At 72.8% G+C, this 15095-nt stretch carries 14 protein-coding genes; 3 read left to right on the top strand and 11 right to left on the bottom strand.

Features of this window, described 5'->3' with window-relative positions; genetic code table 11:
* The first annotated feature begins 174 nt into the window (after positions 1-174).
* Entirely contained in the window at positions 175-1065 is an 891-nt protein-coding gene (locus AB0D67_RS26200) for a phytanoyl-CoA dioxygenase family protein (protein ID WP_362941105.1), read from the top strand.
* A 174-nt stretch (positions 1066-1239) separates the two neighbouring features.
* Here the strand turns inward: AB0D67_RS26200 and AB0D67_RS26195 are convergent, their stop codons facing one another.
* The 10 genes from AB0D67_RS26195 to AB0D67_RS26150 all read right to left on the bottom strand — a co-directional run bounded on the left by AB0D67_RS26195 (position 1240) and on the right by AB0D67_RS26150 (position 11574).
* On the bottom strand, positions 1240-3024 hold the full coding sequence (locus AB0D67_RS26195; RefSeq protein ID WP_362941102.1) for a hypothetical protein: 1785 nt from the start codon (positions 3022-3024) through the stop codon (positions 1240-1242).
* A gap of 118 nt (positions 3025-3142) precedes the next feature.
* Positions 3143-4366, bottom strand: a complete 1224-nt coding sequence (gene kynU, locus AB0D67_RS26190; RefSeq protein WP_362941099.1) for a kynureninase — start codon at positions 4364-4366, stop codon at positions 3143-3145.
* A 172-nt stretch (positions 4367-4538) separates the two neighbouring features.
* Positions 4539-5510, bottom strand: a complete 972-nt coding sequence (locus tag AB0D67_RS26185; RefSeq protein ID WP_362941096.1) for an amidohydrolase family protein — start codon at positions 5508-5510, stop codon at positions 4539-4541.
* Positions 5511-5513: 3 nt separating this feature from the next.
* Positions 5514-6029, bottom strand: coding sequence for a 3-hydroxyanthranilate 3,4-dioxygenase (locus AB0D67_RS26180; RefSeq protein ID WP_362941093.1), 516 nt, complete (start codon positions 6027-6029; stop codon positions 5514-5516).
* The gene (locus AB0D67_RS26175) at positions 6026-6460 is read right to left on the bottom strand and encodes a RidA family protein (protein ID WP_362941090.1); all 435 of its coding nucleotides are present in this window, start codon (positions 6458-6460) and stop codon (positions 6026-6028) included. The genes AB0D67_RS26180 and AB0D67_RS26175 overlap by 4 nt, the downstream gene beginning before the upstream one ends.
* Positions 6457-7224, bottom strand: coding sequence for a fumarylacetoacetate hydrolase family protein (locus tag AB0D67_RS26170; protein ID WP_362941087.1), 768 nt, complete (start codon positions 7222-7224; stop codon positions 6457-6459). The genes AB0D67_RS26175 and AB0D67_RS26170 overlap by 4 nt, the downstream gene beginning before the upstream one ends.
* Before the next feature lie 127 nt (positions 7225-7351).
* Complete coding sequence (dmpG, locus tag AB0D67_RS26165; RefSeq protein ID WP_362941084.1) at positions 7352-8365, bottom strand: 4-hydroxy-2-oxovalerate aldolase; 1014 nt, start codon at positions 8363-8365, stop codon at positions 7352-7354.
* Positions 8362-9333: an acetaldehyde dehydrogenase (acetylating) gene (locus AB0D67_RS26160; RefSeq protein ID WP_362941081.1), complete on the bottom strand. Its 972-nt coding sequence runs from the start codon at positions 9331-9333 to the stop codon at positions 8362-8364. The genes dmpG and AB0D67_RS26160 overlap by 4 nt, the downstream gene beginning before the upstream one ends.
* Positions 9330-10127 (bottom strand): fumarylacetoacetate hydrolase family protein, encoded by a 798-nt coding sequence (locus tag AB0D67_RS26155; RefSeq protein ID WP_362941078.1) that lies wholly within the window; start codon positions 10125-10127, stop codon positions 9330-9332. Before AB0D67_RS26155 ends, AB0D67_RS26160 begins: the two co-directional genes overlap by 4 nt.
* Positions 10120-11574, bottom strand: a complete 1455-nt coding sequence (locus tag AB0D67_RS26150; RefSeq protein ID WP_362941075.1) for a 2-hydroxymuconic semialdehyde dehydrogenase — start codon at positions 11572-11574, stop codon at positions 10120-10122. The genes AB0D67_RS26155 and AB0D67_RS26150 overlap by 8 nt, the downstream gene beginning before the upstream one ends.
* Before the next feature lie 74 nt (positions 11575-11648).
* On the opposite strand from AB0D67_RS26150, the gene AB0D67_RS26145 reads away from it, so the two are divergent.
* Positions 11649-12407 (top strand): IclR family transcriptional regulator, encoded by a 759-nt coding sequence (locus AB0D67_RS26145; protein WP_362941072.1) that lies wholly within the window; start codon positions 11649-11651, stop codon positions 12405-12407.
* A 165-nt stretch (positions 12408-12572) separates the two neighbouring features.
* Here the strand turns inward: AB0D67_RS26145 and AB0D67_RS26140 are convergent, their stop codons facing one another.
* Positions 12573-13436 (bottom strand): LysR family transcriptional regulator, encoded by an 864-nt coding sequence (locus AB0D67_RS26140; RefSeq protein ID WP_362941069.1) that lies wholly within the window; start codon positions 13434-13436, stop codon positions 12573-12575.
* 112 nt (positions 13437-13548) lie between these two features.
* Here AB0D67_RS26140 and AB0D67_RS26135 point away from each other — a divergent pair.
* The coding region (locus AB0D67_RS26135) for an MFS transporter (protein WP_362941066.1) at positions 13549-15095 on the top strand (1547 nt) is incomplete at its 3' end.

Here is a 15095-nt window from a genome sequence, read left to right as displayed (position 1 = left end):
GCCGGGGGCGCCCGTACGGCGGGCACGGGCCGGCGGGCCGGGCGCCCGCCGGCCGTACCGGGGACGGGAACGAGCACCGAACGAGCACGGAACGAGCACCGAACGAGCACGGAACGAGCACGGAACGAGCATCGAACGAGCACGGAGAAGGATCGCGGAGAAAGGCGGTTCACCATGGCTGGCCTGATCAGGGTGAGGCCGGACGCCGATCTCGACGACGTCGTCGAGATCCTGGAACGGGACGGGGCCGTCGTCGTCGAGGACTTCGTCGACCAGGAGACCCTCGCCGGGCTGTGGGACGACCTCGGTCCGTGCCTGGACTCCCACGACTACAGCGACAACTGGTACGACGGCCTGCGGACCAGGCGGGTCTCCTCGCTGTTCGCCCGGACCACGCGCCTGACGCCGGTGGTGACCCAGCGCCTCTATCTGGGGGCGGCCCGGGCCATCATGCAGCGGCCGATCCCCATGTGGATCGGCAGGTCCCGGCAGGAGATGATCCCCACCATCCAGATCAGCGCCACGCAGCTGATCCAGATCCACCAGGGCCAGGGCAAGCAGCCCCTGCACCGCGACGACGCGCTGCACCTGCGCTCGCACCCGGGCCCGGCCAGCCGGGTGCAGATGATGCTCGCGATGAGCGAGTTCACCGCCGACAACGGCGGCACCCTGGTCATCCCGGGCAGTCACCACTGGGACGACGAGCGCGCGCCGAAGGCCGCGGAGGCCATCCCCACCGAGATGCCGGCCGGGTCGTGCCTCATCTGGCTGGGCGGCGTCTACCACGGCGGCGGCCGCAACGTCACCACCGTGCCGCGCACCGGCATGACCATCTCGCTGGACCTGGGCAACCTCCGCCAGGAGGAGAACCAGTACCTCGCGGTGCCCCGGGAGAAGGTGCTGGCCTACCCCGAGGAGGTCAGGCGGCTCCTCGGCTACGACCGCTGCCCGCCCGGTCTGGGCTGGGTGGAGATGAACGACCCGTACATCGTGCTGGAGGACGAGGAGACCCGCCGCGCGGCGGGCGTGGACATCGCCTCCGGCGCCGCCTCCGTCACCGGCTGATCCGCCGCCGGGCAGGGCACGCCGGCCGTGACCGCCGAGGTGGCCGGTGTGGAACGGGGGCTCCCTGAGCGCCGGACGACGCGAAGCGCCTTGCAGGCGCGTTCGTCCTGCGCGTCCGGGGGAGTCCCCGCGGTCACCCGGCCGGGAGCGGAGGCGTCCCGGCCGGGTGGGGCGTCACCGGGCGCTGGTGCGGAACGGCTTGGCCGGCCTGCCCAGGTTGGGGGTGCCGAGCAGCTTCTTCGAGGAGATCGCGTAGATGCCGTCGTTGGTGAAGACCCAGGCGATCTTGCGGTCCCATTCGACGTAGATGCCGTGGGTCTGGTTGCCGAGGGCGTAGTCGGGCACGCCCTTGGCGAAGCCTGCCGGGACGAACTGCGCGACGATCTTCGGGTGCTTCGGGTCGCTGGTGTCGAAGAACTGCACGCCCGCGTTGTAGAACGCGTACGGCAGCAGGCCCTGCCTGGGCTCGCCGGGCGAGGTGTAGTAGCCCGAGCGCTTGGGGCCGAAACTGCCGCCGCGCTGGCAGTAGTCGCCGAACGGGGCCGCCGCGGCGGGCTCGGGCCGGGGCAGGGCGCCGACGATGCGGGGCTTGGCCGGGTCGCGGACGTCGATCTGGAAGATGTCCTTGTAGGGCTCGTGGCAGTCCTCGCCCAGCGGGTAGCCGGAGACGTAGATCATGCCGGTTCTCTCGAACTGGGAGACGTCCACGTTGTCCGCCTCGGTGCCGCCGACCGACATGGGCAGGTCCATGTGGGAGACCTCGGTCATCTTGGCCGGGTCGGAGATGTCCAGCACCGACAGGCCGTAGCCGCCCAGGGCCGCGAAGCCGTACCTGCCGCCCTCCTCGACCGGCTCGGGGATGAACAGCGGCATGCGCGCGCCCATCCAGGAGGTCTGGTTGCCGCAGCGCGGGTTCCTGGCGTAGTCGGCGGACTCGCCGGCGACCTGGCCCTTCCGGTGCCACTCGCCGATCTTCTTCGGCCTGGCCGGGTCGGACATGTCGTAGGCCTGGTAGCCGGCCGAGTACAGGTAGGTGGGCACCTCGGTGTTGCTCCAGGTGTCCAGTGGCGCGGCGGCGACGAACATGTACCTGCCGCCGGTCCAGTACGGCACGTCCAGCGAGCCCGAGCCCTGCTGCGGCCCGTCGACCGGCGCGTTCAGCGGGTCGGCCGCCGAGCCGTCGGTGGTGACGGTGGCCAGCAGCCTCCAGTCCCTCTTGCGCGGGCCGTCGAGCCGGTAGACCTTGAAGCCCTTGAAGCTCGTGGTCTCACGGAGCTTTTCGACGCCCTCGGCGTTGTGGAACTTGGAGTGCTCCACCGAGTCGCCCAGCTCGCCGACCTGGCGCTTCTGCTCGAAGCTCTGGACCATGACGTAGGCGCCGAGCCTGGTGTTCCACTGGATGGTGGAGGCGCCCCAGTAGTCGTGGGCCTTCCAGTCCCTGCCGTCCTTGAGCTCGACGTTCTCACCGTACTCGGCCTTGATGTCGTTGCGGCTGAGCGACTCGACGATCTTGACCTTCCTGACGTCGGTCACGTCGTAGACGCGGCCCTCGCTCCGGTCGTACTGGAACAGGTAGCGGCGGCCGTCGAAGTCGACGATGTTCTGCCAGCTGTGGAAGTAGTCCGGGGTGAACCCGGCGCCTCGGTAGGCGGCCTCCAGCTTGATCGGGCCCTCCAGGTAGGACTTCGGGTCGTAGCCCTCGGTCTTCCCGAACAGGTCCTGGGCGCCGCCGGGGAAGGAGAAGCGCTCCTCGCCCGCCGGGGTCAGGGAGGGGTGCCGGAAGGTGCCGTCGAGCTGCATGCCGTACGTGCCGGCCTGGGGCTCGGCCGGGCGGCGGTCACCGCAGACGGAGGGGATGTTCGGATCGTCGGGGGCCGCTGCCCGCACCGCCGTACCGGAGGCGAGGACGAGACCCGCGACGCCGGAGGTGATCAGGGCATACCGGAGGAAGTGGCGCATGGCGCGACCTTTCACAGGAAAGGGAGGAACACCCTCAGGCTTTCGGTTCCGTCCCCCGCCGGCCACGTCCCGTTCCGTGAGATGGAACAGGAAGGGTTCCATCTCACGGAACGCCGGCTCAAGTGACGGCCAGGCGCCGCTGGTACCGCTCGTCGCGCCAGTGCTCCTTCTCCAGCACCTCGGCCAGCGTGGCGACCGCGTCGTAGACGTCGGCGAAGCCGATGTAGAGCGGGGCGAAGCCGAAGCGCAGGATGTCGGGGGCGCGGAAGTCCCCGTGGACGCCGCGGTCGATCAGCGCGCGCATGACCGGGTAGCCGTCGGGGTGGCGGAGGCTGACCTGGCTGCCGCGGCGCTCCGGGTCCCGGGGGGTGACCAGCTCAAGCCCGTACGGCGCGCGGAGCTCCTCGGCCAGGTCGATGAAGAGCGACGTCAGGGCCACGCTCTTGGCCCGGACCCGCTCCAGGTCCACCCGCTCCCAGATGTCCAGCGACGCGTTGAGCGGGGCGTAGGACAGCACGTGCGGGGTGCTCACCGCGAAGCGCCGGACGCCCTCCGCGGGACGGTAGCCCGGCTCGAACGCGAACGGCGCCGCGTGGCCGTGCCAGCCGGTCAGCATGTGCTCGGCCCGGTCGTGGTGCCGCGGGTTGACGTAGACGAACGCGGGAGCCCCCGGGCCGGCGTTGAGATACTTGTAGGTGCAGCCGACCGCGAAGTCGGCCGCCGACATGTCGACCCGGAAGGCGCCGGCGCTGTGGCACAGGTCCCAGATCATCAACGCGCCCGCCGCCTGGACCTTCGCGGTCACCGCGGCGGTGTCGTGGCGCTCTCCGGTCCGGTAGTCCACCTCCGACATCAGCACGCAGGCGACGTCGTCGCCCAGCGCCTCGTCGAGGACCCCGATGTCGCGCACCTCGTAGCCGCCCAGCGTCTTGACGAGGCCCTCGACCATGTAGCGGTCGGTCGGGAAGTTGGCCAGGTCGGAGACGATCACCCGGCGGCCGGAGCGGAGGCCCAGGGCGGCCGAGACCGCCTTGACGATGGCGATCGAGGTGCTCTCGCCCACCACCACCTGTCCGGGGCCCGCGCCGATCAGCGGGGCCAGGCGGTCGCCGGTGGTCAGCGGCAGGTCGAACCAGCCGGCGGAGTTCCAGCCGCCGACCAGTCGCCGGCCCCACTCCTCCTCCACGACACGCGCCGTGGCGGCCACGGCCGCACGGGGCATGGCGCCGAGCGAGTTCCCGACCAGGTAGATCGTCCCGTCGGGCAGGACGAACTCGTCCTTGAGGTGCTTGAGGGGGTCGTCCGCGTCGAGGGCGACGCAGTCCGCACGGCTGATGGTCACGAATCATCTCCCGGTCAGGTGCTTACCAGCCTCTCCATCATCCGGCATCGGCGAAGGTCAGAGCATCGGGAGGTTCCGGGACACGGAACCTCCGCTCGACATGGCGGGCCGGACGGCGCCGGACCCGCCGGGCGGGGACCGCATCGTCACCCGGTGCGGTGACAGCACGGGGTCACCGGCCGAGGAACCGGGCGGCGTTGCCGCCGAGCAGCTTGGCGCGGGCGCCGTCGGAGAGGAACCCGGCCCCCCGGATCAGCGATCCCGCCGGTGACTCGCCCAGCGGGTAGGGGAAGTCGGAGCCGAGCATGACGCGGTCCTCGCCCATCGTGTCCACCAGCAGCCGCAGTGCCCGCTCGTCGAACACGACCGAGTCCACGCTGAAGCGCTCCAGGTAGGCGGAGGGCGGGAACTCCGAGACCCCGACGAGGTCGTTACGGCGGTGCCAGGCGTTCTCGAAGCGGCCGAGCCAGAAGGCGAACGAGCCGCCGCCGTGCGCGAAGCACATCCTCAGGGAGTCCGGCACCCGGTCGAAGACGCCGCCCAGGATCAGGGCGAGCACCGACAGGTGCGTCTCGGCGGGCATGCCGACCAGCCACTGGGCCATCCAGCGCCGCAGCCGGGGGCCGTCCGGCATGTCCCACGGGTGGACGAAGACGGGCGCGCCCACCGCCGCGCAGTGCTGGAGGAACTGGACGATCCCCTCGTCGTCGAGGTCACGGTCGCCGACGTGGTTGCCGATCTCGACGCCCGCGTGCCCGGCGGCCAGGCAGCGGTCCAGCTCGGCGCAGGCCAGGTCGGGGTCCTGGAGCGGCACCTGGCAGAACGGCACCAGCCGCTCGGACGCGCAGATCTCCAGAGCCAGGTCGTTGAAGATCCTGGCGACCCCCGCGGCCTGCGCCGCCGGGCGTTCGTAGGAGAAGAACACCGGTGTCGGCGAGACGACCTGGACGTCCACCCCGTCGGCGTCCATCTGCTCCAGGCGGGCCGAGGGGTTCCAGCAGTCGTCCTGGATCCGCCGGAACTCCCGGTCGCCGAGCAGGATCATGGCCTCCCGTTCGGACTCCACCCGGAGCCGGGGCGCCCCCGGCCAGCCGAGGTCCGGCCAGCCCCTGGGGACGTGGTGCGTGTGGACGTCGATGATCAAGGGTCATCCCTTGCCCGGGTGCAGCGCGCCGCAGTCGTCGCAGGTGCGGGCCTTCTCGTCATCGTAGAAGGCCTGGAAGATCGGCGGCAGGTCGGCCACGATGTCACGGACCTGGAGCTCGACCTCGTGGACCACGGCGTTGCACTCCTGGCAGTACCACCGGAACTTCTCCAGCACGCCCTCCGGTCTGATCCGCTCCACCAGGAAGCCGACCGATCCCTCCTCGGGACGCTGCGGCGAGTGCGGCATGTTCGGCGGGAGCAGCCACATCTGGCCCTCGCGGACGTGGACGGTGTCCGGCCCCTCGGGCGTCATGACGTTGATGTGCATGTTGCCGCGGACCTGGTAGAAGAGCTCCTCGTACGGGTCGACGTGGAAGTCGGTCCGCGCGTTCGGGCCGCCGACGACCATCACGATGAGGTCGCTGGAACCCTCGAAGATGATTTTGTTGCCGACCGGCGGCCTGAGCAGGTGGGCGTGCTCGTCGATCCACTTGCCGAAGTCGATGGGGGGGATCACTGTCGCTCCTCCGGCCGGTGGGCCACGGCCTGAATCTCGATGAGCAGGTGGGGGTGGGGCAGCTGGTGGACGGCCACGGTGGTACGGGTCGGACCGGTCTCGTCGAAGTACTCCGCGTAGACCGCGTTGTAGCCGCCGAAGTCGTTCATGTTCACCAGGTAGGCGGTGATCTGGACGAGGTCGCTCAGGTCGGCCCCGGCCGCCTTGAGAATGTCACCGATGTTCTCTATCACCGCCCGGGTCTGCTCGGCGATGTCGAGCGTGACCGTGCCGGACTCGTCGGCCGCGGCCCCGGCGATCGTGTCGTCCGGCCTGTGGGAGCTGGTGCCGGACACGTAGAGGAAGTCTCCGGCCCGCTTGACGTGCGGGAACCTTCCGCGCGGGGTGGCCTTCCCCTGGACGACCCCCCGGACGACGAGCCCGTCGGTCACGGCTGCCCCCCGGACGCGGTGAAGGAGACCGAACCCAGGTGCTGGATCTCCGCTCTGACATGGGCTCCGGGGGCCAGCGGCTCGGCGGGCGTGGCGGCGCCGGCGAGCAGGATCCACCCGGGCTCCATGACCACCCCGTTCGCCCCGGCGAGGCGCGCGGCCTCCGCGACGGCCCGGCGCGGGTCTCCCAGGATGGCGCCGGTGGAGCCGGTCCGGACGGGGCGGCCGTCGATCTCGAAGACGACGCCGAGGTTCCAGCGGGCGGGATCGTAGGGCTGCCACGGGCCGACCACGTATCCGGCGGCCGAGGTGTTGTCGGCGATCACGTCCGGCAGGGAGAAACGGAAGTCCTCGTAGCGCGAGTCGATGACCTCGATGCCGGGGGCGACCGCGGCGACGGCGCCGGACGCGAGGGCGTCGGCGACCGTGGCGATGCGGCGGCCGATCAGGTAGACGACCTCCGGCTCGACACGGGGATGGATGTAGCTCGATATATCAGCGTATGAGCCGTCAAGAATGGCCGACGACTCCGGAACACGACCGAAGATCACGTCATGCACGCCCATCTGGCGGCGCTTGCCCTCGCTGGTGAAGCCCAGCTTCACCCCCGCCAGCCGGTCGCCCCGCTCCAGCCGGAGCCGGAGCAGCTCCTCCTGGACCTGGTAGGCGGCGGCCACGTCGTAGCCCTGCTCGGGCTGCGGCACCGCGCGGGCGGTACGGGCGGCCTCGTCCAGTACGGCGGCGAGCCTGTGGATGTCGGTCACGGGGTCTCCTCCTCCCTGACGGAGCCGGGAACAGCGGGAACGCCGGACGCGGAGCCGGGAACGCCGGACGCGGAGCCGGGTACACCGGCCTCGGAGCCCTCCCCGCGGCCGGAGCCGAACGCCTGCCTCATGAGGTCCCCTCCGCGCGTGCCAGGTCCAGTGCGATGTCCACGATCATGTCCTCCTGGCCGCCGACCATCCGGCGGCGGCCCGCCTCGGTCAGGATGGTCCGGGTGTCGACCCCGTAGCGCGCCGACGCCGCCTCGGCGTGCCGCAGGAAGCTGGAGTAGACCCCGGCGTAGCCCAGCGTCAACGTCTCCCGGTCCACCCGGACCGGCCGGTCCTGCAGCGGCCTGATCAGGTCGTCGGCCGCGTCCATCAGGGCGTGCAGGTCACAGCCGTGTTCCCAGCCCATCAGGCCGGCCACCGCGACGAACACCTCGATCGGACAGTTGCCCGCGCCCGCGCCCATCCCGGCCAGGGAGGCGTCCACCCGGCAGGTGCCGTTCTCCACGGCCACGACCGAGTTCGCCACGCCCAGTCCCAGGTTGTGGTGGGCGTGGATGCCGATCTCGGTGCCCTCGTCGAGCACCGAGCGGTAGGCGCGGACCCGGTCCCGGACCCCGTCCATGGTCAGCCGGCCGCCGGAGTCGGTCACGTAGACGCACTGCGCGCCGTACGACTCCATGAGCCTGGCCTGCCGCGCCAGCTCGTCGGCCGGCGCCATGTGGGACATCATCAGGAAGCCGGCGACGTCCATGCCGAGCTCACGCGCGGTGGCGATGTGCTGGGCGGAGATGTCGGCCTCGGTGCAGTGGGTGGCGACCCGGACCGAGGTCACGCCGAGCGCGTGGGCCCGCCTGAGGTCGTGGATGGTGCCGATGCCGGGCAGCAGCAGCGTCGTCAGCCGCGCCCGCCGTACGGCTCCCGCGACCGCCTCGATCCACTCGTCGTCGGTGTGCGCGCCCGCGCCGTAGTTGAAGCTGCCCCCCGCGAGGCCGTCGCCGTGGGCGATCTCGATGGCCGCCACACCGGCGGCGTCCAGCGCGGCGGCGATCTCGGCGGCCTGGGCCGTGGTGTAGCGGTGCCGGACGGCGTGCATGCCGTCCCGCAACGTCACGTCCTGGACGTAGAGCCTCACGCGTCCACCTCCGTGGTCCGTCCGGTACGGCCCGGCGGCTCGGCCAGCCGCTCGGCGGTGCGCAGCGCGGCCGACGTCATGATGTCCAGGTTCCCCGCGTAGGCGGGCAGGTAGTGGGCCGCGCCCTCCACCTCCAGGAAGACGCTCACCTTGGTCCCGCCGTCCCGCCCGCCGTCGGGCAGCGGCTCGCCCTCCGGAATCCTCTCGAACTGTACGTCCTGTTTGAGCCGGTAGCCGGGCACGTAGTCGCGGACCTTCTCCGCCATGGCCCGTACGGCTCCCGCCACGGCGGCCTCGTCGCAGTCGCCGACCAGGCAGTAGACCGTGTCGCGCATGATCAGCGGCGGCTCGGCCGGGTTGAGGACGATGATCGCCTTCCCCCTGGCGGCCCCGCCGACCTCCTCGATCGCCCGGGAGGTCGTCTCGGTGAACTCGTCGATGTTGGCGCGGGTGCCGGGGCCGGCCGACCTGGAGGCGATCGAGGCGACGATCTCGGCGTACCGGACGGGGGTCTGCGAGGCCACCGCCGCCACGATCGGGATCGTCGCCTGCCCGCCGCAGGTGACCATGTTGAGGTTCCGCTCGGCGAGATGGGCGTCCAGGTTGACCGGAGGCACCACGTAGGGCCCGACGGCGGCGGGAGTCAGGTCGATGACCCGCTTGCCGTGCTCGCCGAGCACCCGGTCGTTGTGGAGGTGCGCCTTCGCCGAGGTGGCGTCGAGGACGACGTCCACGCCGGCGAATCCGGGCAGCCCGACCAGGCCCTCGACCCCCTCGTGGGTGGTCGCCACCCCGCGCCGGCGGGCGCGGGCGAGGCCGTCGGAGCCGGGGTCGATCCCCGCCATGGCGACGACCTCGACCCGCTCGGACAGCAGTGCCTTGAACATCAGGTCGGTGCCGATGTTCCCGGAGCCGATGATCGCGATCTTGATCCGCCGGGCGTCCCGGCCGGGCTCGTCGTGGGTCACGAGAAGACCGCCCGCACCGAGCCGAGGCCGTCGATGACGGCCTCGAACACGTCGCCGGGCTCGACGGCCACCATCGGGCCGAGCGCGCCGGTGAGCACGATGTCCCCGGCGCGCAGCGGGAAGTCCCTGCCGCCCAGCGCGCCGGCCAGCCAGACGGCGGCGTTGAGCGGATGCCCCATGCAGGCCGCGCCCGCGCCGGTGGACACCTCCTGACCGCGCCGGTTCATGGTCATCCCGGCTAGGCGCAGGTCCAGGCCGGTGAGCGGGACGGGCGTGCCGCCCAGGACGAAGGCGCCGCTGGAGGCGTTGTCGGCGATGGTGTCCACGAGCGTGATGTCCCACCCCGCGATCCGGCTGTCCACGATCTCGATCGCGGGCAGCACGAAGTCGACCGCCCGGATCACCTCGGCCACCGTGAAGGGGCCGCCCACCAGGTCGCTCTTGAGGACCAGCGCGATCTCCGCCTCGGCCCTGGGCTGCAGGAAACGGCCGGTCGGGATGGGCAGGCCGTCGAGGAAGGCCATGTCCGCGAAGAGCATGCCGAAGTCCGGCTGGTCCACGCCGAGCTGGCGCTGGACCGCCTGGGAGGTCAGGCCGACCTTCCGCCCGACCAGCCGCCGTCCGTCGTGCAGCGCCCGCCTGGTGTTGATCTCCTGTACGGCGTAGCCGGTCTCGGCGGTCCGGCTCGGCAGCGTCTCCCGCACCGGCGGGCAGGGTCTGCCGCTCCGCACCGCCTCCAGCAGCCGGTCGGCCGCCTCGACGAGCACGTCGGTGGCCTCGCTCCACTCAGGCATGTCCCGGCTCCAGCTTGATCGTGATCGTGGTGGGTTCGGAGTAGAAGTCCAGCGAGTGCGTGCCGCCCTCGCGGCCGATGCCCGACAGCTTCACCCCGCCGAACGGGGTGCGCAGGTCCCTCAGGTACCAGGTGTTGACCCAGACCAGTCCGGCCTCCAGCGACCGGGCGACCCGGTGGGCCCGGTCCAGGCCGGAGGTCCAGACCGTCGCCGCCAGGCCGTACTCGCTGTCGTTGGCCAGCTCGACGGCCTCGGCCTCGGTGTCGAACGGCGCGATGCGGCAGACCGGGCCGAAGATCTCCTCCCGGTTCACCCGGGAGTCGCGCGGGAGCCCGGTCAGCACGGTCGGCTCGACGTAGTAGCCGCCGTCGCGGTCGTCGCCGAAGCGCGGCACGCCGCCTCCCGCCCGGATCCCGGCTCCCTCGTCCCTGGCCAGTTCGTAGTAGGAGAGCACCTTGTCCCGGTGCTCGGCCGAGATCATCGGCATCATCGTGGTGTCCTCGTCGGCGGGACGCCCGAACCTCAGCCGTCCCGCCCGCTCGGCCAGCCTCGCGGTGAACTCCTCGAAGACGGGCCGCTCCACGTAGAGCCGCTCCGTGCACAGGCAGACCTGGCCGCCGTTGGTGAAGACCGAGCGCGCACTCCCCTCGACGGCCGCGTCCAGGTCGGCGTCGGCGAAGACCAGCCCGGCGTTCTTGCCGCCCAGCTCGAACGAGACCGGCTTGACCCGGTCCGCCACACTCTTCATGATCGTCGACCCGGTACGGCTCTCGCCGGTGAAGGTGACCGCGTCCACACCGGGGTGCTCCACCAGGAACTGGCCGGTGGAGCCGCCGCCGAACCCGTGCACGACGTTGAGGACGCCGGGCGGCAGCCCGGCCGAGGCGGCGATCTCCGCCAGCACCGCGACCGAGCCCGGCGTGTGCTCGGAGGGCTTGACCACGATGGTGTTGCCCGCCACGAGCGAGGGGCCGATCTTCCAGGTCGCCAGCAGGAACGGCAGGTTCCACGGCACGATCACCGCCACCACGCCCAGCGGCCTGCGCACCGTGTAGCTCAGCACGTCCCGCAGGTGGAACGCGCTCTCCGGGCGCTGGGCCGCGATCTCGGCGAAGGACCGGAAGTTGGCCGCGCCCCGCGGGATGTCCAGCGTGCGGGTCTGCGTGATCGACTTGCCGGTGTCGGCGATCTCCGCGGCCACCAGTTCCTCGAACCGCTCCTCGATCGCGTCGGCGAGACGGCGCATCCAGGCGGCCCGTTCGGCCACCGGCAGCGCCGCCCATCCCGGCAGGGCCGCGCGGGCGGCGGCGACCGCCCGGTCGACGACGGCCCGGTCCGCCTCGTGGACCCGGCGTACCGGCTGGCCGGTCACCGGGTCGTACGTGGCGAACGTCGCGCCCTCGGCGACCGGCACCCCACCGATGAAGTGGGTCACCTGGTCAGACAAGACTTCTCCTCAGGGTAGGACCCCTCTTGGTCACTGGATACGGGTATAGAGGTGAAGGCGGTTCATCGGCAACAATGCGTTCCGTGACACGGAACCCCGACCGCCTCTCGGTCCTGGAGAAGTCCTGGCTCGTGCTCGACTCGTTCCGCCCCACGGGAGGCCCCCTCCGGCTGGCCGACGTCGCCGAACGCTGCCATCTGCCCAAGACCACCGCCTTCCGGCTGCTCACCGAGCTCACCGAGATCGGCGCGGTGGCCCGCCGCGAGGACGGCTACTACCTCGGTCGCCGCCTCTTCGAACTCGGTTGCATCGTGCCCCTCGAGCGGGATCTGAGACACGCGGCGCTGCCTTTCATGCACGACCTCTACGAGGCCACCCACGAGACCGTGCACCTGGGCGTGCGCGACGGGCTGGACGTCGTCTACGTCGAGAAGATCCGCGGCCAGGAGACCTTCGCCCTGCCCTCCCGCGTCGGCGGCAGGCTCCCCCTGACCTGCACCGGGATCGGCAAGGCCCTGCTGGCCTACTCCGGCCCCGACCTGATCGAGGAGGTCCTCGGCCGCCCCCTGCGCCGCCTGACCCCCCACTCGATCGTGGACCCGCAGCGCCTTGAGGAGACCATCGGCCAGATCCAGGCGGCGGGCCTGGCCTACGAGCGCGAGGAGGCCCAGCTCGGCGGAGCCTGTATCGCCGCCCCCGTGTTCGGCGACGGCATGGCGGTCGCCGCCCTGTCCGTCTCCGTCCCCCTGGCCCGGTTCCAGCCCACCCGCCTGGCCCCCGTCGTCAAGGCCGCCGCCCTGGGCATCTCCCGCGCCCTGGCCAGGACCATCTGACCGGCCGGGAGGGGCGCCGCCCCCGTCCCCCGCCGTCCGGACGAGGTCGGCGGTCGATGGTCGTCGATCGTCGATGAGAGATGCCGGGAGCCACCCGGTCGGCCCCTGACATCCCGCCGGGCTCCGTCGCCGGCCGGCCCACCGCCTCACGGTACGGCGAAGCGGTCAGGCCGCGGCGGCGTACAGCACGTCGCGCAGGCCGGGCAGGTCCTCCCGGTCGCCGCGCCAGACCAGCCGCAGCCGCAGGTCCGGGGCGGCCAGGCCGAGCCGGGTCAGCGCGCCCGACCGCAGCGCCTCCGCCACGGCGAACTCCGGCAGCAGCGCGATCCCCAGCCCCCGCTCCGCCCAGGCCCGCATCACCGCGACCCCGCCGGCCCGGACCCGCTCCGGGCCCGGCCCGAGGATCCGGTCGGCGGCCATCCGGAAGGAGCAGGCCGGCACGTTGACCAGCAGCCGCTCACCGTCCAGGTCGCCGGGCAGGACGGGGGAGCGGCCGGCCAGCGGGTGACCGGGCGCGGCGACCAGGGCGAGGGGGACGGGGTCGAGGTCGAGGAACGTCAGGGGCCCGGCGGGCGGCGGGAAGCCGAGGTCGCCCAGCGCCTCCCCGGTGTCCAGCAGCAGTGCCGCCTCCAGCCGTCCGGCGGCGACCCCGTCGAGCAGCTCGTCGCGGCTCACCGACGGGGCGACCTCCACGGTCAGGCCGGGGCGTCGCCCGGCGAGCCGGGCCAGCACCCGGGGGACGAGCGTGGCGGCGATGGTCTCCAGCGCGCCCAGCCGCAGCACCCCCGGCAGCCCGGCCACCTCGCGGCGCGCCTGCTCGGCGGCGTCCAGCAGCCGCCGGGCCCAGTCCAGCATCCGCTCACCCGCGCCGGTCGGCCGCATCCCCCGCGCCGTCCGCTCGAACAGCGCCACGCCCAGCGACCTCTCCAGCGCGCGGATCTGCTCGGAGACGGTGGAGGGCGCCAGCCCCAGCTCGTTGGCCGCGTCGGTCACCGTGCCGCCGCGGACCACCGCCTCGAATGTCCGCAACTGGCGCAGCTCCACGCCGCCCCCCGATCACCCGTTCCGTTCGGAATTCCCGAACGGAGTGTACGGACGGGCCGGTGGAGGCGGGAAGCCGGGAACCGGACAGTTGGTCCCCATGACCACAGCCGAATCCCCTTCCCCCGGCGGCTACGGTGCCGCGACACGGCCGGACGGCCACACCGGCCGGACCGAACACGCCACCCGGACCGAGCGTTCGGGACGCGCCGAACACCCCGAACACCCCGAACACCCCGGACACGCCGGGCCCGCCGGCCGGGCCGGACACGCCAGCCGGGCCGGGCACCCCGGGCACCCCGGGCACGCCGGACATCCCGGATACGCCGGGCCCGCCGGCCGGGCCGGGCGCCCGCTCGCGCTCCTGGGAATCTCGCTCGGGTACTTCATGGTGCTCCTCGACATGACCGTGCTGTCGGTCGCCGAGCCGGACCTGGCCGCCTCGCTGCGCACCTCGGTCGCCGGCCTGCAGTGGGCGACCACCGGTTACACCGTCGTCTTCGGCGCCCTCCTGCTGACGGCCGGCGCGGTCGCCGACCGCCACGGCGCGCACCGCGTCTTCCGCGCCGGGGTCGCGGTCTTCGGCCTGGGCTCGCTGCTGTGCGCCTTCGCGCCGGCGCTGTGGGCGCTGGCCGGGGTGCGCGCGGTGCTCGGCGCCGCGGCGGCGGCCTGCGTGCCCGCCTCGATGGCGATGATCGCGCGGCTGTACCCGGAACCGGCCCGGCGCGCCCGCGCCGTGGCGACCTGGGCGGCCGTCAGCGGGGCCGCGGTCGCCGCGGGCCCGATCGCCGGCGGCGCCCTGGTCGAGCTGGCGGGCTGGCGGGCGATTTTCCTGATCAACGTCCCGCTCGCGCTGCTGGTGCTCGCCACGACCGCCGGACGCGCGGTGGCCTGTCCGCGCGGCGAGCGGCGCGTCGACTGGACGGCGCAGCTCGCGGCCTGCGCCACCCTGGCGCTGCTGACCGACGCGCTGATCGCCGCCGGCTCCGCGTCCTGGGCCCGCGTGGCGGTCTCCGCGGCGGCCGCCGTGCTCGCCGGGGCCGCGTTCGTCCTGCGGGAGCGGCGCAGCCCCGCGCCGGTCCTCGACCCGGCGCTGCTGCGCGGCCGGGGGGTGCGGACCGGCCTGGCGGTGGGCGCCGCGGTGAACTTCGCCCTCACCGGCGACCTGTTCGTGCTGCCTCTGCTGCTGCGCCACGACCACCACCTCGGCCCGGTCGCCAGCGGCCTGGCGTTCCTGCCGCTGACCCTGCCGTTCGCGCTCAACCCGCCGCTGACCGGCCGTATCACGGCCCGCCGCGGCCCGCGGGCGCCCATCACGGCGGGCGCGGCGCTGCTGACCGCCGGCGGCGCGGTGCTCGGCTGGGCCGCCTGGAGCGGCGCCGGGTACGGCGTGCTCGCCCCCGGGCTGCTGCTCACCGGGTTCGGGGTGTCGTTCGTCCTGCCGGCCCTGGCCGCCGCGGTCGTCGGCGCGGCCCCCGAGGGCACGGCCGGATCCGCGGGAGGCGTGCTCAACGCCGTCCGCCAGACCGGGGCGACCTTCGGCGTCGCCGCCATGGGAGCCCTCACCGGCCTCGGCTCCCCGGGGGGCCCGGCGGCCGCGCTCCTGCTGCCGGCCGTGCTGTGCGCCGCGGCCGGCGTGTGGTTCGC

Origin of the sequence: Streptosporangium sp. NPDC048047 (genome assembly GCF_040653115.1) — a bacterium.
In the GTDB taxonomy this organism is placed as follows: Bacteria; Actinomycetota; Actinomycetes; order Streptosporangiales; family Streptosporangiaceae; genus Streptosporangium.
The sequence above is the reverse complement of the archived record's forward strand: the minus strand, read 5'-3'. Positions and strand labels throughout refer to the sequence as shown.

Excerpts from the sequence above, each read along its gene's own strand:
- AB0D67_RS26200 (WP_362941105.1), top strand. The coding sequence starts at position 175 with ATGGCTGGCCTGATCAGGGTGAGGCCGGACGCCGATCTCGACGACGTC.
- AB0D67_RS26195 (WP_362941102.1), bottom strand. The coding sequence starts at position 3,024 with ATGCGCCACTTCCTCCGGTATGCCCTGATCACCTCCGGCGTCGCGGGT.
- AB0D67_RS26155 (WP_362941078.1), bottom strand. The coding sequence starts at position 10,127 with ATGCCTGAGTGGAGCGAGGCCACCGACGTGCTCGTCGAGGCGGCCGAC.
- AB0D67_RS26145 (WP_362941072.1), top strand. The coding sequence starts at position 11,649 with ATGCGTTCCGTGACACGGAACCCCGACCGCCTCTCGGTCCTGGAGAAG.